Genomic DNA, 19,237 nt, shown 5'->3' with positions numbered 1-19,237 from the left:
ATTCCAGAGCGCGCGCCAGAGCGCGCCCCGGGGATCGCGGGAGCTTGTAAGTCATTGATTTGTCCGGGGGAACGGATGTCGTGAGCAGCGTCGCTCTGGTACACTCGGGGCTTCCGAATCGCTGTTGAGTCCGATGTCCGATCTCGCCAAGGAAATCATCCCGGTCAACCTCGAAGACGAGATGCGCAAGAGCTACCTCGATTACGCCATGAGCGTGATCGTGGGCCGCGCACTCCCCGACGTCCGGGATGGCCTCAAACCGGTCCATCGCCGCGTGCTCTTCGCCATGGACGAACTCGGCGCGCACAGCAACAAGCCGTACTACAAGTCGGCGCGCATCGTCGGCGACGTCATCGGCAAGTACCACCCGCACGGCGACACCGCGGTGTACGACACGCTGGTGCGCATGGCGCAGCCCTTCTCGCTGCGCTACATGCTGGTCGACGGCCAGGGCAACTTCGGTTCGGTGGACGGCGACGCCCCGGCGGCCATGCGTTACACCGAGGCGCGAATGTCGCGCATCGCGCACCAGATGATGGCCGACATCGACAAGGACACCGTCGATTTCCAACCGAACTACGACGAGAAGGAACTCGAGCCGACGGTGATGCCGACGCGCTTCCCGAACCTGCTGGTCAATGGTTCGGCGGGCATCGCGGTGGGCATGGCGACGAACATCCCGCCGCATAACCTCGGTGAAGTGATCGACGCCACCATCGCGCTGATCAACGACCCGGAGGCGACCATCAGCGACCTGATGCAGCACATCCCGGGCCCGGATTTCCCGACCGGCGGCATCATCAACGGCGCGGTCGGCATCCACGCGGCCTACCACACCGGCCGTGGCCGGGCGCGCGTCCGCGCTCGCGCCGAGATCGAAGTCGCGGCGAACGACCGCGAGGCGATTGTTGTCTCCGAATTGCCCTACCAGGTGAACAAGGCGCGGCTGATCGAGAAGATCGCCGAGCTGGTGAAGGAGAAAAAGCTCGAGGGCATCTCCGAACTGCGCGACGAGTCCGACAAGGACGGCATGCGCATCTACATCGAGGTCAAGCGCGGCGAGTCGGCCGAGGTGGTGTTGAACAACCTCTACGCGCAGACGCAGATGGAGACCGTGTTCGGCATCAACATGGTCGCGCTGGTCGACGGGCGTCCGCAGATCCTGAACCTGAAGCAGTTCCTCGAGGCCTTCGTCCGCCACCGCCGCGAAGTGGTGACGCGCCGGACGATCTTCGACCTGCGCAAGGCCCGCGACCGCGCCCACATCCTCGAAGGCCTGACGGTCGCTCTTGCGAACATCGACGAGATGATCGAGCTCATCAAGACCTCGGAAAGCCCAGCGGTCGCGAAGGAGCGCATGCTCGGCCGCACGTGGCAGCCGGGCCTGGTCAGCGCGCTGCTGTCCGCCGCCGGCGCCGATGCCTCGCGCCCCGAGGACCTGCTGCCGGGCTACGGCCTGGTCGACGGCGGCTACCGCCTGTCGGAGGCGCAGGCCAAGGAAATCCTCGAGATGCGCCTCTCGAAGCTCACCGGCCTCGAGCACGAGAAGCTCACCGACGAGTACAAGACGCTGCTCGAGACGATCCGCGGCCTGATCGAGATCCTCGAGAACCCGGAAGTGCTGCTGCAGGTCATCCGCGACGAGCTGCTCGCGGTGAAGGACGAGTTCAACGACGCGCGCCGCACCGAGATCCGCGCCAGCGAGGAGGACCTCGACGTCCTCGACCTGATCACGCCGGAAGACGTGGTGGTCACGCTCTCGCACACCGGCTACATCAAGCGCCAGCCGGTCTCGGCGTACCGCGCCCAGAAGCGCGGCGGCAAGGGACGCTCGGCCACGGCGGTCAAGGACGAGGACTTCATCGAACGCCTCTGGGTGGTCAACACGCACGATACCCTGCTGACCTTCACCAGCGCCGGCCGCGTGTTCTGGCTCTCCGTCTACCAGCTGCCGGAGGCGGGCCCGAATGCCCGCGGCCGTCCGATCATCAACTGGATCGCGCTCGAGGACGGCGAGAAGGTGCAAGCCGTGCTGCCGGTGCACGAGTACAGCGAAGACCGCTTCGCCTTCTTCGCCACGCGCGATGGCACGGTCAAGAAGACGCCGCTCTCCGAATTCGCCTTCCGCCTCGCGCGCGGCAAGATCGCCATCAACCTCGACGAGGGCGATGCGCTGGTCGACGTGCAGATCACCGACGGCAATCGCGATGTGATGATGTTCGCCAGTGGCGGCAAGGCCGTGCGCTTTGCCGAGGACGAAGTGCGCGCCATGGGCCGCACCGCCACCGGCGTGCGCGGCATGAAGCTGGCCGAGGGCGAGCACGTCGTCAGCCTCGTTGTCATCGATGGCGACAGCGACATCCTCACCGCCTCGGCCAACGGCTTCGGCAAGCGCACCGAGGTCGGCGAATACCCGCGCAAGGGCCGCGGCACCATGGGCGTCATCGCGCTTCAGACCAGTGATCGCAACGGCGCGCTGGTCGGTGCGCTGCAGCTCTCGGAGCACCACGACCTGATGCTGATTTCCGATCAGGGGACGATGGTGCGCACGCGTGCGTCCGAGATCGCCCAGGTGGGTCGCAACACGCAGGGCGTCACGCTGATGCGTGTGGCGGCCGGCGAACGCCTGATCGCGCTCGAAGCCATCGAGGTCATCGAGGGCGAGACCACGGGCGACGACAGTGCGCCCGATTCCACCGACGAGGCTCCCGCGCCCAGCGCACCGAACTGACGCCCAAGGCGTCGAACAGGACGTCCCGATGCCTAACCGCCCCCCCCGTTTCTTCCTCGCCGCCATCCTCGCCGTTGCTGGCGCCGCCTTCGTCCCGTCCCCCGCGGCCTTCGCCGCGGGGCCGTCGGTGGAAGACCTGGCGCAGGCGCGCGAAGCGGTAATGCCCCACGTCGTCAGCATCCTCGTGGTGCGCGAGGATTTCGAGGCCGGCGAGCCCAAGCTCAGCGTCGGCAGCGGCAGCGGCACGGTGATCAGCGCCGAAGGCCACATCGCGACCAACGCCCACGTCACCGACAAGGGCCGCAGTTTCCGGGTGGTGTTCGGCGATGGCCGTGAGCGCGAGGCCCTCCTCGTCGGGCAGGACACCGCCGCCGATCTCGCCGTTCTGAAGGTACAGGGCGTCCCGACGCCGATGCCGTTCGCGCGCTTCGCCGAATCCGACGACCTCCGGCCCGGCGAAACCGTGCTGGCCATGGGTGCCCCTTGGGGGCTGTCGAATTCGCTGAGTGCCGGCGTCGTCAACAATCCGCGTCGCTTGCTGGTCTCGCTGTTCGAAGATGAGGCCGACTACGAGGACAGCCTCGATGCCGATGCACCGACCGGCCGCTACTACGCGTGGATCCAGCACGATGCCGCGATCGCGCCCGGCAACTCCGGCGGCCCGCTGGTCGATCTCGAGGGCCGCATCGTCGGCGTCAACACGCGCGGCATGCTGTTCGGCGGCGATCTCGCGTTCGCGATTCCCGCCGATGACGTCAAGGCGGTGGTCGCCGAACTGATTGCCAAGGGGCGCGTGCAACGCAGCACGCTGGGGCTTCGCCTCCGCTCGCTGCGTGGAAGCGGCGAGACGAAGGGCGTGATGGTCACCGCGGTCGAGCGTGCGGGGGCTGCCGCCAAGGCCGGGCTCGAGCCCGGCGATCGCCTGCTGTCGCTCGACGGCGTGGCGCTGGACGCCCCGCAGGCGGTCGATGTCCCGGCCATCCAGCGCCGTCTGGCCGAGCTTGTCGCCGGCCAAGCGATCGCGCTGCGCGTCGCCCGCGGTCCGGACGAGCGCACCGTGCGCGTCACACCTGAGGACACCGGGGAAACGCGCGGTGAGTCCGCTTCGTTCGCGCCCTTCGGCATCGCCGTTCAGGCGCTCACGCCGACGATGAGCGAGCGGCGTCGTCTCGATGTCGAACGCGGCCTGCTGGTGGCCAGCCTGCGAGCCGGCGGCCCGGCCGCGACGGCGCGTCCGCCATTGCCGGCCGGTGCCGTGCTGCTGAAGGTCGACGGCCAGCCGGTGGCGGCCGTGGCCGACCTGGCGCCGTGGTCGGCTGCTCGGCGGCCCGCCACGCCGGTGGTCCTCGAGTACCTCGCCGACGGGCAACGGCTCCTGTCGGCGCTCACGCCGGCCTGGGGCGACCGTTCGCGGCAGCCGCTTCCGGAGCTGCCGAAGGCCTGGGCGGGCGTCGAGGTCCAGCCCATCCCGACCTCGCTGGCGCAGACCATGGGCCTGCCGTCATCGGGTTTCCGCATCACCCGCCTGTACCCGGGTAGTGCGCTTGCCGCGGCCGGCGCGAAGGTCGGTGACCTCGTGACGGGGCTGGAGGGCCAGCCGCTGGAGGCCGTCAACGATTCCCGCGCCGAACTGTTCGCCCAGCGCGTTCGGGAGTTCGAGATCGGCGATCGCGTGGTGTTCGAGGGCCTGCGCGGCACGGAGCGCCAACGTTGGACGACCACCCTCGTGGCGTCGCCGGTGCCGGTCTCGGGATTGCGGACCATGGACGTCTCGAGCCTGCGTGCGCAGTTCCGTGAACTGGGCTTCCACGACCGCGTGGAACGCGATTTGCCGCTCGACCAATCCGGCGTGCTTCTTCAGGTCGTCGAAGGTGGCGGTGCGGCCGGCCTTGCGCACCTGAAGGCTGGCGATGTCGTGGTTCGCATCGCGGGCCAGACCGTCGACGGTCTGGATCGCCTCCGGCCAGCGTTGCAGGCTGCTTTGGCGGGAGAGGGCGAGCGCTTCGCGATTGACGTCCTCCGCCACGGCGAGGCGCGTATCGTGCAAGTCGAACGCCGTTGGATCCCGGAGACCCGCTGATGTCCATGATGTCCCCCCCGAACATGCTGTCCCGGTTCGCGATCCTGCTGATGGCGCTCTTCCTCGCGTTGCCGATGCTGGCGTTGGCGGCTGAGGAGGACTACACCGACGCCTACCGTCGACTCGTCGACCAGCGCTCGCCGAGTGTCGTTCCGGTCAAGTACGTCATCACGGTCGCCGCTGGCGGGCAGGAGCAACGCAACGAGGACCGGACGCAGGGCGTGCTCGTCGCCGCGGATGGCCTGGTGCTGGTGTCGGCGCGAGCGGTGAGCTTCGATCTCGGCAGCCTCAATCGCCAGGCGCCCAGCACCGGCGGCGCGATGGTGGCGAATTCCAGTGATTTCCGCGTTCGGCTGCCGGGCTCGGACGAATGGCGCACCGCCGATCTGGTCACGCGCGACACCGAGCTCGGCCTCGCCTGGCTGCGAGTGCGCGACGCCAGCGGCCAGCCCTTCGTCGATTTCGAACGCCTGTCGCAGCCGGCGCCCGGCCGCGTGTTCTACACGCTGTTGCGCACGTCCGACGAATGGGGTGCGGTGCCGCTGGTGCGGCCCGGCATGATCCTCGGTGAGACCCGCGTGCCGCGCAGTTCGCTGCTGGTCGACGGGATGCCGGGCCTCGCCTTTGATGCGGAAGGGCGCCCGATGGGCTACGTCGATCTCGACCTCGCCGCAATGAGCCGCTCGCAGGGCCGGGGCCTCGGCCTCGATATGGCCGACATGGTGATGCACATGCTGCCGGCCCGCCGCGTGGCCGCTGCGACGCGCCTCGCTTCGGCGCTGCCCGTGGTGCGTCGCGACGACGAGGCGGAGTGAGGCCCAGAGCACCGCGCCAATCGCGGTGCTCCCGTCACTGCGATTACTTCGGCAGGTGCTCGAGCACGTACTCGGCGGCCGAAACCTTGAACTCGCCCGGCGCCTCGACGTGCAGCTGCTTCACCACGCCGTCCTCGGCGTACAGCGCGAAGCGCTTGCTGCGCAGGCCCATGCCGAAGGCGGTGGCGTCGAGCTCGAGGCCGAGCGCCTTCGTCAGGTTGCCGTTGCCGTCGGCGAGCATCTGCAGGCCTTCCGGCACGCTCTGGTGCTTGGCCCAGGCATCCATCACGAAGGCGTCGTTGACCGCCACGCAGGCCACGTCGATGCCGCGGGCCTTGAACGCCTCGAGGTGCTCGACGTAGCCCGGAAGGTGCTTGGCCGAGCAGGTCGGGGTGAACGCGCCCGGCACGGCAAAAAGCACGAGCTTTCGGCCGGCGAAGACGTCCTTGGTGTCGACGGCCTGCACGCCGTCCTTCAGCGCACTGAAGGTGGTTTGCGGGATGTTGTCGCCGATCGCGATGGTCATGCGGGAGCTCCGTGGGGTAAAACCGGAAGTGTAGCGGCCACCCGTGACGGCGGCGTCCGGGGTCGGACCGGCTGCGCGCCGCGCGCTGCTTGCAGTAAGGTGCCGCGATGGAATTCAAGGACTACTACGCGGTGCTGGGCGTCGAACCCGGTTCCGGAGAGAGCGAGATCAAGCAGGCCTTTCGCCGGCTGGCGCGCAAGTACCACCCCGACGTCAGCAAGGAGAAGGGCGCCGAGGATCGCTTCAAGGCGATCAACGAGGCCTACGAAGTGCTGCGCGACAAGGAGAAGCGTACGCAGTACGACGCCCTGCGGGCCGGCGGATATCGCCCCGGGCAGGACTTCCGCCCGCCGCCGGGCTACGGCGGCCCCAGCGGTTTCGGCGACGGATTCGGTGGTGCCCCCGGTGGCGCCTTCAGCGATTTCTTCGAAGCCTTTTTCGGGGCCAAGGCGCGACAGCGTTCCGCCGGCGCCGGCCCGTCCTCGGGTGCGCGTTCCGGCGCCGGTGCGGGTGCTCGCCCGCCGAGGGAGGACCAACGGCTGGGCTTCGCGATCCCGCTCGAAACGGCGTATGCGGGTGGCACCGTGCGCATCGACGTCGATGGGCGGGAGTTCGAGGTCAAGGTGCCGGCGGGTATCCGCGTCGGGCAGGTGATCCGCTTGGCGGGCAAGGGCACCGGGGGTGGCGACTTGCTGCTGGAAGTCGACTTCGCACCGCATGCGCAGTTCGAGGTGGACGGCCGCAACGTGCTGTATGTGCTGCCACTCGCGCCTTGGGATGCCGTGCTCGGCACGACGGCCACGGTGCCCACGCTGGGCGGCGCGGTCGAGTTGAAGATCCCCAAGGACTCCGACGCTGGCCTTAAGCTTCGGCTGAAGGGGCGTGGCCTGCCGGGGGCGCCACCGGGCGACCAGATCGTCGAGATCGAGATCACCGCACCGAAGCCCGAGAACGAAGCACAGCGATCGCTGTATCGGCAGATGGCGCTGGCCTTCGGCGACAACGTCGGGCCATGAGGTCCAACACCTCTTGCCGTTGTCGGGTGTTGCTCGCCCTTGTCGCGATGGGACTCGTCGGCTGCGCTTCTGATCCGGAGTCCATCCCGGACCGCGCTGCCGATGCCGTCGTCCCTTCCGGCCGGTCCGCGGTGCAACCCTTCAACCCGGCCGCTGCGCAGGACATCGCCCGCGTGGTGCTGGAGAGCCACGAGAGCTTCCTCATGCCCGTCGGCGATCTCGCGAATCAGACGCCGATCTACCCGGAGGCGCGGCTGGCCGATCGCTTGCCGCGTCGTGAGGTCTGTCTCCGCCTCGCGGTGGCGGAAGATGGGAGGGTGTTCGCCGTGGAGGACGTGACAGGTGCGCCCAGCTGCGAGGTGCAGGGGGACGTCGAGGCCGAATTCGTGGACTCGGCGATGCACGCCGCTCGTGCCTGGCGTTTCGAGCCCGCTGTCCGATGCGTGTTCGCGACCGCCGAGGAGAAAGCTGCTGCAGCCAACACCGGATGTGCGGGTGCCCGGGAGATTCCGCAGGCCGTGAGCCTGCACTATCGCTTCGTTTTCGAGCAGGACGAGGGCCGCGGCACCGTCCGCCTCGCGCGATGAGGCGTTTCGTAATCCCGCAAACGTCGAAGCCCCGCAGTGCGGGGCTTCGTTCCTTCGGAGCGCTCGTGTGACGTGCGCGGTAGCGATGCGGCGATGAATCAGCCGCCCAGCGCACCCTGGATCGCTTCCGTCAGCTGCGCGTCCGTGAACGGCTTGGTGATGTAGGCCTTCGCACCCTGGCGCATGCCCCACACCTTGTCCGTCTCCTGGTCCTTCGTGGTGACAAGAATGATCGGGATGTGGCCGGTGTGCGGGTCCTTGGAAATGGCGCGCGTGGCCTGGAAGCCGTTGAGGTTCGGCATCACCACGTCCATCAGGATCAGGTCGGGACGCTGCGCCTTCGCGACTTCGACGCCGCTGGCGCCGTCCTCGGCGGTGATCGCTTCGTGGCCGAGCTTCTCGACGATGCGCTTCATGCTGACGAGCTGCGACGGCGAGTCGTCGACGATCAGGATACGTGCCATGGAAATCTCCGGTAAGACCCCGCGATTGTAAGCGCGGTTCGCCTCGCTTGGGCAAGACCGCGGTCACGAAGCCGCGGGGAGGCCGCGCCGCTGGGGTGGGCTGCCCCGGACTGTGTCAGAGGCGGACCAGCGTCCGGCCGCGGGAGCCACCGGCCAACATGTCGGCGAACACCGCCGGAAGGCCCTCGAGCGCCACTTCGCGGGTCGCGATTTCGCCCAGACAGGCGGGCTTCCAGTCCGACGAAAGGAGGCGCCAGACCTCGTCGCGGATATCCCGTGCGGTGCCGGCAGAGGCAACGCCGATCAGGGACACGCCACGGATGATGAAGGGCATGACCGTGGTCGCCAGATCGTGCGTTGCAGCAAGACCCGCCGTGGCGACATTACCGTAGGGCGCCGTGTGCGCCAGTAGGGCGTGCAGCATTGGCCCGCCGACGTTGTCGAGGCCGCCACCGAAGCGGGCGGAATCCATCGGCTTCGTCGTGGCCAGCGCCTCGCGGCCGAGCACCTCGGACGCGCCCAGCGAGCGCAGCCAATCGGCTTGGTCGGCTTTGCCACTGATGGCATGCACCGCGTAACCCGCCTTCGAGAAGATCGCGAGGGCGAGGCTACCGACGCCGCCGGTCGCGCCGGTCACGGCGAGTGGCCCGAGGTCGGGCGTCTGCCGGTTGTCCTGCATGCGCAGAAGGGCGAGGCCGGCGGTGAAGCCGGCGGTGCCGAGGATCATCGACTCGCGCAGGTCGAGCCCGCTGGGCAGAGGAATGGCCCACTTCGATTCCAGCCTGGCGTAGGCCGAGTAGCCGCCATCGCGCGTTTCGGACAACCCGCAGCCGGTGCACAGCACCGCGTCGCCCTCCTTGAAGGCAGGGTCGCGGCTATGCAGCACGTGGCCGGCGACATCGATGCCGCCGACCAGCGGGAACTGCCGGAGGATCTTCCCTTGGCCGGTGCCGGCCAGCGCGTCCTTGTAATTGACCGACGAGTAGGCGGTTTGGATGACGATTTCGCCGGGGGAAAGCGCGTCGAGCGCGACCTCCTCGATGCCGCTGCGGTAGCCGGCAGCGTCGCTGTGGATGCGGAAGGCGGGAAAGCGGGCGGGGAGGGGCATCGTGGGTTCCGGATGGTTGCGCGCGGGCGTGAGGTTCAGCCGGCAGCGCGGAGGAATGCGTCGACCAGCGCGTCGGGTGAGCGCCGAAGAAGGGTGGTGTTGATCTGCAGGGTGAAGGTGTTCTCGCCCTCGGGCGGCAGGCCGAGGCGGATGCCTTCGACCGCGAGCCGTTCGACCAAGCGCGCGGCATCGAGATCCAAGACGTTCATCAGCACGCGACTGGTGCCGCGCGGCGGCCGGGCGATGCGGAAGCGTCCCGTCGCCTCGAGCCGACGGAACAGCGCGTCCGCGATCGTCCAAGCGCGTGCGTAGTCGGCCTCGTAGGTCGGCAGGAACCGTGGCACCGGGGCCAGGCTCGGCCACGCGGCGGGCAGGGCACCGCCGAAGCGGCGGCGCTCATGGAACAGGCCTTCGAGGTGCTCGCGCGAGCCGGCGAGGATGGCCCCGGTGGCGGCGTTGAAGTGCTTCCACAGCGAGACGTACACGGTATCGAACAGCGCGGCGTGTTCGACCACGCTCCGGCCGGTGTGCTGCGGCAGGTTGAACATGCGCGCGCCATCGAGGTGCAGGCGGATGCCGTGGTCGCGTGCAAAGCGGCTGATCCTCGCCAGCTCGGCCGGGTCGACGAATTCGTGCCCATGCCGACGCACCGGATCTTCGATGACGATCACGCCGACGCGGTTTTCCACCCGCCCCGTGGCCGAGCGCTCCACCCAGGCTTCGATCTCGTCCAGCGTCAGCGTGGCACGACCCTCCCCGAGCGGAACGAGGTTCAGGCCGCTGAGGACTTCCGCGCAGTCGCCGCTGTCGTTGAACAGATGGCTGTCGGCCTGCACCAGCACCCGGCGATCGTCCCCGGCGAGGCGACGCACGGCGAGGTGATTGGCCAACGTTCCGGTCGGTACGAAGATGGCCACCTCCTTGCCGAGGCGCTTCGCGAAATCCGTTTCAAGGGCCTCGACGAAGCCCCCAAGCGAGTAGTAGTCCGGCGTCAGAGCGTCGCCCTGCACGGCCTCCTCGAGCAGGTGCGTGTACTCGTGCGGGTCGAGACCCAGTCCGTCGTGGTTGAAATCGACGCGGGTGAACAGGCGTGTGTTGGCCGATGCCGACGCGTTCGCTCCAGGGCTCGCTGACAGGGCGCCAGCGGCTGCGGCAAGGCTGCCAGCGGCGAGGAATGCACGACGATCCATGGATTCTCCTGCACGTGACTAGGGGGCGCCGGAAACAACGAGGGCGCCCGAAGGCGCCCCCGAAGTATCGCCGATGGATAGGCGTCAGTTGACCTTGTGGATCGCCCGCTTGTGCACGGCCATGGCGGCGTCGTGCACGGCCTCGCTCATCGACGGATGCGCGTGGCAGATGCGTGCGAGGTCGTCGGCGCTGCCCTTGAACTCCATCGTCAGCACGCCTTCGTGCACCAGCTCCGAGACGTTGGCACCGACGAGGTGCAGGCCGAGGACGGTGTCGGTTTCCTCGTGCGCGATCACCTTCACGAAGCCCGCCGGCTCGGCCATCGCCACCGCGCGGCCCACGGCCGCGAAGGGGAAGGTGCCGGTCTTGTAGGGCACGCCCTCGGCCTTGAGCTGCTCCTCGGTCTTGCCGACCCAGGCGATCTCCGGCTCGGTGTAGATGACCCACGGAATGGTGTCGAAGTTGACGTGGCCCGGCAGGCCGGCGATGAGTTCCGCCACCGCGATGCCTTCCTCGAAGCCCTTGTGCGCGAGCATCGGGCCGCGCACGCAGTCGCCGATCGCCCACACGCCTTCCACACCGGTGTGGCAGTGGTCGTCCACGACGATGCGACCGCGCTCGTCGAGCTGCACGCCGGTGCCTTCGGCCAGCAGGCCCTTGCTCGCGGCCTTGCGGCCGACGGCGACCAGCAGCTTGTCGAACACCAGGGTCTGCTCGCCATTGGCGTCGGTGTAGCTCAGATGCACCTCGCCCTTCTTCACTTCCGTCTTCGTGCACTTGGCGCCGAGGCGGATGTCGAGGCCCTGCTTGGTGAATTCCTTCTGCGCAACCTTGGCCACGTCGCGGTCGACCACGGCGAGGAAGTCCGGCAGGCCTTCGAGCACGGTGACCTTGGCGCCGAGGCGGCTCCACACGCTGCCGAGTTCGAGGCCGATCACGCCGGCGCCGATCACGCCGAGGCGCTTCGGCACTTCGGTGAAATCAAGCGCGCCGACGTTGTCGACGATGTGCGTGCCGTCGAACTTCGCGAACGGCAGTTCGATCGAATCCGAACCTGCGGCGAGGATGACGTGCTTGCCTTCCAGCGTGACTTCGGAACCGTCGTGCTGTTTCACCAGCACCTTCTTCCCCGCCTGCAGCTGGCCGAAGCCGTAGAAGGCCGACACCTTGTTGGCCTTGAACAGCGCGGCGATGCCGCCGGTGAACTGCTTCACGATCTTGTCCTTGCGACCGATCATGGTCGGGATGTCGATCGCGGCGTTCGGCGCGCTGATGCCGTGCTCGCTGAAGATATGGCCCATGTTCCACCACTGGCGGCTGGAATCCAGAAGGGCCTTGGACGGAATGCAGCCCACGCGCAGGCAGGTGCCGCCGAGGGCGGGCTTGCCGTCCTTGCCGAGCGCAGCGTCGATGCAGGCGGTCTTCAGGCCAAGCTGCGCGGCGCGGATGGCCGCGTGGTAGCCGGCCGGGCCGGCACCGACGACGACGACGTCGAACTGTTGGATCTCGCTCATGTCGGGCTCCTTACAGGCCGAGCAGCATGCGGTGCGGGTTTTCCAGCTGGTTCTTGATGTCGACCAGGAACTGCACCGCGTCCTTGCCGTCGATGATGCGGTGGTCGTAGCTCAGCGCGATGTACATCATCGGCGCGATCACGACCTGGCCGTTCTCGGCGATCGGGCGCTCCTTGATGGCGTGCATGCCGAGGATGGCGCTCTGCGGCGGGTTCACGATCGGCGTGCTCATCAGCGAACCGAAGGTGCCACCGTTGGTGATGGTGAAGGTGCCGCCCTGCAGGTCCTCGAGGCCCAGCTTGCCGTCGCGCGCCTTCTTGGCGTAACCGGCGATGGCGCCTTCGACGTCGGCGAAGCTCATGCGCTCGACGTTGCGCAGCACCGGCGTCACCAGGCCCTTGTCGGTGGCCACGGCGATCGAGATGTCGGCGTAGCCGTGGTAGATCACGTCATCGCCGTCGACCGAGGCGTTGATGATCGGGAAGCGCTGCAGCGCGTTGGCCGCGGCCTTGGCGAAGAAGCTCATGAAGCCGAGCTTGATGCCGTTCGCCTTCTCGAAGGCTTCGCCCTGCGCCTTGCGCATGGCCATCACTTCGCGAAGGTTCACTTCATTGAACGAGGTGAGCATGGCGATCGAGTTCTTCGATTCCATCATGCGCTCGGCGATGCGCTTGCGCATGCGGGTCATCGGAACGCGCTCTTCCGGACGCGCGCCGCCGCCCTTGGCGAAATTGACCAGGTCTTCCTTGGTCACCGCGCCGCGGCGGCCGGTGCCGGCGACCTCGGCCGGATTGATGCCGTTCTGCGCGGCGTAGAACGCAGCGCCCGGCGGAAGGCCGGTGTCGCTCTTCGCGGCGGGCGCCGGAGCGGCGGACTTCGCGGGCGCAGCAGCCGGGGCAGCCGCGGGCGCGGCAGCCGGTGCAGCGGCGGCAGGCGCCTGTGCGGCGGCCACGGCACCTTCCTCGACGATGATCAGCAGCTGGTCGGAATTCACCGTGTCGCCGACCTTGACCTTCAGTTCCTTGATCACGCCATCGACGGTCGAGGGCACTTCGAGAACGACCTTGTCGGTCTCGAGGTCGACCAGGTTCTCGTCGCGGCGGACGCTGTCGCCCACCTTCTTGTGCAGGGCGGCGATGACGGCGTCGGAGACGGACTCGGGGAGCGGCGGAACCTTGATTTCAGTGGCCATGTCGGGCGTTCTCGGTCGGGGTTCGATATCGGGAGGAGCGTGGGGCAGGGGCGCGCCCCTGCGGCATTCGTGGAGGGGGCGAGTCGCTTACTCGGCGACCGCCAGCACCTGCGGGCCGACCAGCGCGGCTTCGAGCAGTGCGGCCTGCTCGACGTTGTGCTGGCTGAGGTGGCCGCAGGCCGGCGCCGCGGAGCGGCCGCGACCGGCGTAGCTGAGGGTCTGGCCCTTGGCGAGGCAGGCTTCGATGTGGTGGCGGATCTGGTACCACGCGCCCTGGTTCTGCGGCTCTTCCTGGCACCAGATGACTTCGGCGGCCTTGCCGAAGCGCTTGAGCTCGGCGGTGAGCTCGGCGCGCGGGAAGGGATAGAGCTGCTCGATGCGCACGACGGCGACATCGGTGAGGCCGCGCTTCTCGGCGTCCTCGACGAGGTCGTAGTAGACCTTGCCGCCGCACACCACGACGCGGGTCGCCTTCTTGGCGTCCTTGGCCGTGCTGTCCGGGATCAGGGTCTGGAAGCTGCCCTTGGCGAGGTCCTCGAGCGTCGACACGGAAAGCTTGTGGCGCAGCATCGACTTCGGGGTCATGACGACCAGCGGCTTGCGCGTGCCGCGCAGCATCTGGCGGCGCAGCATATGGAAGCTCTGCGCCGGCGTCGTCGGCGTGACCACCGAGATGTTGTGGTGCGCGCAAAGCTGCAGGAAGCGCTCTAGGCGCGCCGAGCTGTGCTCGGGGCCCTGGCCCTCGTAGCCGTGAGGCAGGAACAGCACGAGGCCGCAGAGGCGGCCCCACTTGGCTTCACCCGAGGTGATGAACTGGTCGATGACGACCTGGGCACCGTTGGCGAAGTCGCCGAACTGGCCTTCCCAGATGTTCAGCGTGGTCGGCTCGGCCGTGCTGTAGCCGAACTCGAAGGCCATCACGGCTTCTTCAGAGAGCAGCGAGTCGATCACCACGACGTGTTCGGGGTTCGACACCAGTTCGCGCAGCGGCATGATCGCCTCGCCCGAGGCCTGGTCATGCTGCACGGCATGGCGGTGGAAGAAGGTGCCGCGGCCGGCGTCCTGGCCGACGAGGCGCAGCTTGAAGCCTTCCTTCAGCAGCGTCGCGTAGGCCAGGTTCTCGGCGAAGCCCCAGTCCATCGACAGCTCGCCGGCCGCCATCTTGCGGCGGTCCTCGTAGATCTTGGCGACGCGCGGGTGCAGCTTGCGGTCTTCGGGAACGGCATTGATCTGCTGTGCGAGCGCGTCGAGGGTCTTGCGGGCGACCGCGGTCTTGACCTCGTCGCTGAGCGAACCCTTGAAATAGGGCGACCAGTCGACGCTGACGCTGTCCTTCGCGGCCGTGGTGACGTCGGCCGTCACTTCGCCCTTGTCGAGGTTGGCGCGGTATCCGTCGACGAAGGCCTTCGCCTCGTCCGCGCTGATCACGTTGGCTTCGATCAGGCGGTTGGCATAGAGCTCCCGGGTGGTCTTGCGGGCGCGGATGTTCTGGTACATCAGCGGCTGCGTGGCTGCAGGCTCGTCGGCCTCGTTGTGGCCGTGACGGCGGTAGCAGACGAGGTCGATGACCACGTCGCTCTTGAACGTCTGGCGGAAGTCGAACGCGAGCTGCGCACAGAACGCCACCGCTTCCGGGTCATCGCCGTTCACGTGCAGCACCGGCGCGCCGACGATCTTGGCGGGGTCGGTGCAGTAGAGCGTGGAGCGGGTGTCGTCCGGGCGGCTGGTGGTGAAGCCGACCTGGTTGTTGATGACGATGTGCAGCGTGCCGCCGACCGCGAAGCCGCGGGCCTGCGACATCTGGAACAGCTCCATGATGACGCCCTGGCCGGCGAAGGCCGAGTCGCCGTGAATCAGCATGGGCAGCACCTGGCCGCGATCCTTGTCTTCACGACGCATCTGCCGCGCGCGCACCGAACCCGCGACCACCGGGTTCACGATTTCAAGGTGCGAGGGGTTGAAGGCCAGCGCGATGTGCACCGGGCCGCCGGGCGTGGCGATGTCGGCCGAGAAGCCCATGTGGTACTTCACGTCGCCCGAATGCGCCGGGTCGTCGTGGTGTTCGAAGCGGCCTTCGAACTCGGCGAACAGCTTGGACGGCGGCTTGCCGAGCGTGTTCACGAGGACGTTGAGGCGGCCGCGGTGGGCCATGCCGATGACCATGTCCTTGACGCCGTTGGCGCCGGCGCGGCGCACCAGCACGTCCATCGCCGGGATCAGCGCATCGCCGCCCTCGAGCGAGAAGCGCTTCTGGCCAACGTACTTCGTGTGCAGGTAGCGCTCGAGGCCTTCGGCCGCGGTGGTGCGCTCGAGGATGCGGGTCTGCTCATCTTTGCTGAAGCCGAAGCGGCCGGCGGCCTTCTCCAGGCGCTCCTGCATCCAGTGGCGCTGCTTCGCATCGCTGATGTGCATGAACTCCGCGCCGATGACGCTGGAGTAGGTGGTGCGCAGCTTGGCCAGCAAGTCCTTGAGCTTCAGGCGGTCAGCGCCGAAGTAGGTGTTGACCGGGAATTCGGTGTCGAGATCACCCTTGCCGAGGCCGTGGAACTCGAGCTCGAGGTCCGGGGCTTCCGGCTTGCCGGCCATGCCGAGCGGATCGAGCGAGGCGCCGAGGTGGCCGCGCGAGCGGTAGGCCGTCACCAGCTTGCTGACCGCCGCCTGCTTCTTCGCGGTGTCCTCGTCGACGCCACCGCCGAGGCCCTTGGCGGCCAACATGCCGGCGACCTGCACGCGGGCCATCGCATCGGAGTGCGGCACGTCGGCGCTGCCGCCGAAGCCGTCGAAGTAGGCCTTCCATTTCGCGTCGACCGAAGCCGGATCGCGGAGGTACTGCTCGTAAAGCTCTTCAATGAACGCGGCGTTGCCGCCGGAGAGCTGCGAGGACTGGGCGAAGGTCTTGAGAAGGCTGGCCACGGCGATCCTGTGCACGACCCCAGCGGGGTCAAGTGATTGTTTTTGAAGGACTTGACGCCGGCGCGGGACCCGGCGCGCCGCAATTATAGGCGCAACGAGCGCCAAGGGGGCTTGACGGCGGCTTGGTGTATTGGTTTATTGATACACATGGACGCAAGCCACTTCCTCATCAGCCCCGCCTCGGCCGACCCGATCTACCGCCAGATCGTGGAGCAGGTACGCCGCTTCGTCGCGGCGGGCCAGCTTCGCGTGGGCGAGGGATTGCCTTCGGTGCGCGAGATGGCCGAGCACCATGCCATCAATCCGATGACCGTGAGCCGCGCCTACAGCCAGCTCGAGGCGGACGGTGTGCTCGAGCGACGGCGCGGCGTTGGCATGGCGGTGGCCGAAGCCCGCGGCGTCGGCCTGACGGCGGATGCCCGGATGCGTCTTCTCGAGCCGCGGCTGCGCGATGTGATCCGTGAAGCCAGTGATCTCGGCCTGGCCGCCGGACCGGTCTGCGAGCGTCTGCACGCGTTGTTTCTCACCCCCGAAGTCGACGCCCCCCCGGCGGCGACGCCCCCTGTTGCGACTTCCCCGAAATCCCCAAGGACCTCCCGATGACCCCCGATGCCTTCATCCCGGAAGCCCCGCTGCGCTGCAGCGGCCTACGCAAGAGTTTCGACGGAAAGCCCGTCCTGCGCGATCTCACGCTGCAGGTCCCGGCGGGCGCGGTGCTTGGCCTGGTCGGTCGCAATGGCGCGGGTAAGTCGACCCTCATGAGGGCATTGCTTGGCCTCGTGCCGGTCGACGGTGGCGAAGCACGCCTCTTCGGTGAACCGGCGCGAGCCTTGTCCGATGCCGTGAAGCAGCGAATTGGCTACGTCGCTCAGCAGCCCGAATCGATGTCGTGGATGCGCGTCGATGACATGCTCGCCTTGATCGGTGGCTTCTACACGCGCTGGGACAAGGCTTGGGCCAAGGCCATGCTGGAGCGCTGGGCCCTCGACCCGAAGGCACTGGTCGGCAAGCTATCGCCGGGTGAGCGCCAGCGTCTTGCGCTGATCCGTGGCATGGCGCATTCGCCTGAGTTGCTGGTTCTGGATGAACCGGCGTCGGCGTTGGATCCGGTGGGGCGCAGGGAATTGATGCGCGAAATCGTCTTGCGGGCCGGTGAACTCGGCACCACTGTGGTGTTCTCGACGCACATCATCTCCGACCTCGAGCGTGTAGCCAGCGACATCGCCTTCCTTCACCGCGGCGAACTGCTGCTGTGCGCGCCGCAGGACGTGTTGAAGGAAAACATCGCCCGCCTGCACGTTCCAGCGAGCGCGGTCGACACGCTGAAGGGGCCCGTGCCCGGCGAGTTGGCGCGCCGACAGACGGTCGACGGTGGCCTGCGTCTGCTCGTGCAGCGTGGCCGCGAACGCTGGCCGGCACTCGCCGAGGCCCCCGGCGTTCGCGTCGACCATCTCTCACTCGAAGACCTGTTCATCGAGGTGGTGGAATGAGCGCCCTCAAGGTCCTCCGTGCCACCACGACTTGGGGCGATGCGGCTTGGGCTCTGTCGCTTGCCGGAATGGGAGCCCTGATCGGCTTCATCGGGGCATTGGCCAGCGATGACGCCACGCTCGGCGCGGTGAGTGCGAGGACGCTCCCCTTGGTCGGGCTGCCCTTGATGTTCCGATACCAGTTCAGCAGCGCGCGCTCCGTTTTGTTCTGGTTCGACGCGTCGCGCCAGGCCGTGCCGGGCGTCACGTCCTCGAGTCTCGTCGCCGAAGCGCTCCGCTTCTCGACCTTTCTTGCCGTTCTCTTCGGCGCGATGGGGATCGCGTCGTGGCTGGCCCCCGGCGTCGTGTCTTCCGTGGTGGTGGCCAAAACGCTGGCGGTCGCGATGGTCGCGTCATCGATCGGTGCGCTGGCGGCTGTCATGCCATACCGCTGGATGCCGGTGATGATGCTGCTACCCATCGGACTGGTGGTGGTCGTTTCCGCCGATTCGTTTTCGAGAATGGATGCGGACGCCTTGCAGGTGGCGGTTCCGATCGTCGGTCTGGCACTCGTGCTGATGTTCCGTCGTTTGCGCTCGCTGCGTCGGGCAGGTGTGGATCCGGCCGTGGGTGGCGACTACGCGTTCGTCTTCAGTTTCGGTCGCCACACGGGCAGCCCGTTCGACGCGCCGAACAGCGCGCCCTTGGCGGTGCTGCTGCAGGCGCGCCGACAGCGCGCCCGACCGGCGAACCCCACGCTGGATCGCCTGGATGCTGACGCCCGCGTGCGTGCGCTGCTCGGAGAACAGGCCTGGCGGCAAGTCGCCGATCCGGCTCGCCATTGGCTGAAATGGGCCGGAGTCATGCTGGGTTGGCCGATGCTGATGCTCGGGTTCTTCACCGTGATGTACACGCTGAGTCCGGGCAAGCGCACGCTTTCCGAAATGCTCGTGCTGCTTCTTGTAATGCTGCTGGTGCTGTGGGGCTTCGTGATGAACGGTGCGCTTCAGGCGGGTTATGCGCGGCGGCTTGCCTCGGAGCTTCGCGAAACGGGTGCATTGCATGCAGAAGTCCGACTGCTCCCGGGTGTAGCCGCCGGGTACGCCGCCTGGCGTCGGCGCTTGCGCCCGCTGTGGCTCCCGCAGAGTCTGGGGATGATGTTGTTGGTCCTGGGTACTGCGGCGTTTGCTGGCGTCGCCCCGCTCGGCTTGGGGATTCTTGCGGCCGTGGGCCTGCTGGAGGCGCTGCGCATGCGAACGTCCACGCATGGGCTGATGCTGGGTTCGAAGGCGGCGCAGCGCTTCTCGGATGCCGCAGGCGTGGCGACGGGTCTCGCCCTCGTCTACGGTCCGATGGTCTGGATGCAGGGCATCTCCTCCCATTTCGACAAGCTGTTCGGGCAGTTTTTGCACTTCATCCGCGTGGATCCGATCTTGCCCGTCATGGCGTTGCTGGCGTTGCTGGCGATCGCGGCGGTCCTGTTGGGGATCGCCGCCGTTCGACTGCACGGCGAACATGACAACGCGCTGATTCGTGGCCTGATGCCTCGTTCCGCGTGATTCGGAGGCAACGCGCTTGCGCTAGCGCTCCCGGTCGCCCGCGAACAAAGGATGGGAAATCGCGACCATGAA

Annotated in this window: 15 protein-coding genes; 8 read left to right on the top strand and 7 right to left on the bottom strand. The window is 67.8% G+C overall.

From position 1 onward, the window contains the following. Positions 1 to 133 precede the first annotated feature (133 nt). From gyrA to O9255_RS09370, 3 genes are read left to right on the top strand one after another with little or no spacing between them, the layout of a single operon-like run. Entirely contained in the window at positions 134 to 2,731 is a 2,598-nt protein-coding gene (gene gyrA, locus O9255_RS09380; protein WP_297866595.1) for a DNA gyrase subunit A, read from the top strand. A gap of 28 nt (positions 2,732 to 2,759) precedes the next feature. Beyond that, positions 2,760 to 4,811 carry a trypsin-like peptidase domain-containing protein gene (locus O9255_RS09375; protein WP_297866594.1) on the top strand — a complete coding sequence of 684 codons (2,052 nt, stop codon included), beginning with the start codon at positions 2,760 to 2,762 and terminating at the stop codon, positions 4,809 to 4,811. Beyond that, positions 4,811 to 5,626 carry a hypothetical protein gene (locus tag O9255_RS09370; protein ID WP_297866593.1) on the top strand — a complete coding sequence of 272 codons (816 nt, stop codon included), beginning with the start codon at positions 4,811 to 4,813 and terminating at the stop codon, positions 5,624 to 5,626. The genes O9255_RS09375 and O9255_RS09370 overlap by 1 nt, the downstream gene beginning before the upstream one ends. 43 nt (positions 5,627 to 5,669) lie before the next feature. Here the strand turns inward: O9255_RS09370 and O9255_RS09365 are convergent, their stop codons facing one another. Beyond that, positions 5,670 to 6,152 (bottom strand): peroxiredoxin, encoded by a 483-nt coding sequence (locus O9255_RS09365; protein ID WP_297866592.1) that lies wholly within the window; start codon positions 6,150 to 6,152, stop codon positions 5,670 to 5,672. Between the two features lie 107 nt (positions 6,153 to 6,259). On the opposite strand from O9255_RS09365, the gene O9255_RS09360 reads away from it, so the two are divergent. Continuing rightward, positions 6,260 to 7,168, top strand: coding sequence for a DnaJ C-terminal domain-containing protein (locus tag O9255_RS09360; RefSeq protein WP_297866591.1), 909 nt, complete (start codon positions 6,260 to 6,262; stop codon positions 7,166 to 7,168). A gap of 29 nt (positions 7,169 to 7,197) precedes the next feature. Continuing rightward, positions 7,198 to 7,755, top strand: a complete 558-nt coding sequence (locus tag O9255_RS09355; protein WP_297866590.1) for a hypothetical protein — start codon at positions 7,198 to 7,200, stop codon at positions 7,753 to 7,755. 98 nt (positions 7,756 to 7,853) lie between these two features. Here the strand turns inward: O9255_RS09355 and pilH are convergent, their stop codons facing one another. From pilH to O9255_RS09325, 6 genes are all read right to left on the bottom strand, one after another. After that, a complete protein-coding gene (pilH, locus tag O9255_RS09350; RefSeq protein ID WP_297866589.1) occupies positions 7,854 to 8,219 on the bottom strand; it encodes a twitching motility response regulator PilH in 366 nt (121 codons plus the stop codon). A 115-nt stretch (positions 8,220 to 8,334) separates the two neighbouring features. Beyond that, positions 8,335 to 9,327 (bottom strand): YhdH/YhfP family quinone oxidoreductase, encoded by a 993-nt coding sequence (locus O9255_RS09345; RefSeq protein ID WP_297866588.1) that lies wholly within the window; start codon positions 9,325 to 9,327, stop codon positions 8,335 to 8,337. A 35-nt stretch (positions 9,328 to 9,362) separates the two neighbouring features. Continuing rightward, on the bottom strand, positions 9,363 to 10,517 hold the full coding sequence (locus tag O9255_RS09340; RefSeq protein ID WP_297866587.1) for a beta-eliminating lyase-related protein: 1,155 nt from the start codon (positions 10,515 to 10,517) through the stop codon (positions 9,363 to 9,365). Between the two features lie 84 nt (positions 10,518 to 10,601). Then, on the bottom strand, positions 10,602 to 12,032 hold the full coding sequence (lpdA, locus tag O9255_RS09335; RefSeq protein WP_297866586.1) for a dihydrolipoyl dehydrogenase: 1,431 nt from the start codon (positions 12,030 to 12,032) through the stop codon (positions 10,602 to 10,604). 10 nt (positions 12,033 to 12,042) lie between these two features. Continuing rightward, a complete protein-coding gene (gene sucB, locus O9255_RS09330; RefSeq protein ID WP_297866585.1) occupies positions 12,043 to 13,224 on the bottom strand; it encodes a dihydrolipoyllysine-residue succinyltransferase in 1,182 nt (393 codons plus the stop codon). Positions 13,225 to 13,311: 87 nt separating this feature from the next. Continuing rightward, on the bottom strand, positions 13,312 to 16,137 hold the full coding sequence (locus O9255_RS09325) for a 2-oxoglutarate dehydrogenase E1 component (protein ID WP_297866584.1): 2,826 nt from the start codon (positions 16,135 to 16,137) through the stop codon (positions 13,312 to 13,314). Between the two features lie 147 nt (positions 16,138 to 16,284). On the opposite strand from O9255_RS09325, the gene O9255_RS09320 reads away from it, so the two are divergent. From O9255_RS09320 to O9255_RS09310, 3 genes are read left to right on the top strand one after another with little or no spacing between them, the layout of a single operon-like run. Further along, on the top strand, positions 16,285 to 16,740 hold the full coding sequence (locus tag O9255_RS09320) for a GntR family transcriptional regulator (RefSeq protein WP_345781370.1): 456 nt from the start codon (positions 16,285 to 16,287) through the stop codon (positions 16,738 to 16,740). Continuing rightward, positions 16,737 to 17,627 (top strand): ABC transporter ATP-binding protein, encoded by an 891-nt coding sequence (locus O9255_RS09315; RefSeq protein WP_297866583.1) that lies wholly within the window; start codon positions 16,737 to 16,739, stop codon positions 17,625 to 17,627. The genes O9255_RS09320 and O9255_RS09315 overlap by 4 nt, the downstream gene beginning before the upstream one ends. Then, positions 17,624 to 19,165 carry a hypothetical protein gene (locus tag O9255_RS09310; protein ID WP_297866582.1) on the top strand — a complete coding sequence of 514 codons (1,542 nt, stop codon included), beginning with the start codon at positions 17,624 to 17,626 and terminating at the stop codon, positions 19,163 to 19,165. Before O9255_RS09315 ends, O9255_RS09310 begins: the two co-directional genes overlap by 4 nt. The last annotated feature ends 72 nt before the right edge of the window (positions 19,166 to 19,237 follow it).

This window comes from Silanimonas sp., from assembly GCF_027530345.1.
Lineage (GTDB): Bacteria > Pseudomonadota > Gammaproteobacteria > Xanthomonadales > Xanthomonadaceae > Silanimonas.
Note: the sequence above shows the minus strand (reverse complement) of the source record. Positions and strands in the feature narration are given on the sequence as shown.

Bases quoted from the DNA above. Each gene is read 5' to 3' on its own strand.
- pilH (WP_297866589.1), bottom strand. From the start codon at position 8,219: ATGGCACGTATCCTGATCGTCGACGACTCGCCGTCGCAGCTCGTCAGC.
- O9255_RS09365 (WP_297866592.1), bottom strand. From the start codon at position 6,152: ATGACCATCGCGATCGGCGACAACATCCCGCAAACCACCTTCAGTGCG.
- O9255_RS09310 (WP_297866582.1), top strand. From the start codon at position 17,624: ATGAGCGCCCTCAAGGTCCTCCGTGCCACCACGACTTGGGGCGATGCG.
- lpdA (WP_297866586.1), bottom strand. From the start codon at position 12,032: ATGAGCGAGATCCAACAGTTCGACGTCGTCGTCGTCGGTGCCGGCCCG.
- O9255_RS09315 (WP_297866583.1), top strand. From the start codon at position 16,737: ATGACCCCCGATGCCTTCATCCCGGAAGCCCCGCTGCGCTGCAGCGGC.
- O9255_RS09340 (WP_297866587.1), bottom strand. From the start codon at position 10,517: ATGGATCGTCGTGCATTCCTCGCCGCTGGCAGCCTTGCCGCAGCCGCT.
- O9255_RS09360 (WP_297866591.1), top strand. From the start codon at position 6,260: ATGGAATTCAAGGACTACTACGCGGTGCTGGGCGTCGAACCCGGTTCC.
- O9255_RS09370 (WP_297866593.1), top strand. From the start codon at position 4,811: ATGTCCATGATGTCCCCCCCGAACATGCTGTCCCGGTTCGCGATCCTG.
- O9255_RS09345 (WP_297866588.1), bottom strand. From the start codon at position 9,327: ATGCCCCTCCCCGCCCGCTTTCCCGCCTTCCGCATCCACAGCGACGCT.
- O9255_RS09375 (WP_297866594.1), top strand. From the start codon at position 2,760: ATGCCTAACCGCCCCCCCCGTTTCTTCCTCGCCGCCATCCTCGCCGTT.
- sucB (WP_297866585.1), bottom strand. From the start codon at position 13,224: ATGGCCACTGAAATCAAGGTTCCGCCGCTCCCCGAGTCCGTCTCCGAC.
- O9255_RS09320 (WP_345781370.1), top strand. From the start codon at position 16,285: ATGGACGCAAGCCACTTCCTCATCAGCCCCGCCTCGGCCGACCCGATC.
- gyrA (WP_297866595.1), top strand. From the start codon at position 134: ATGTCCGATCTCGCCAAGGAAATCATCCCGGTCAACCTCGAAGACGAG.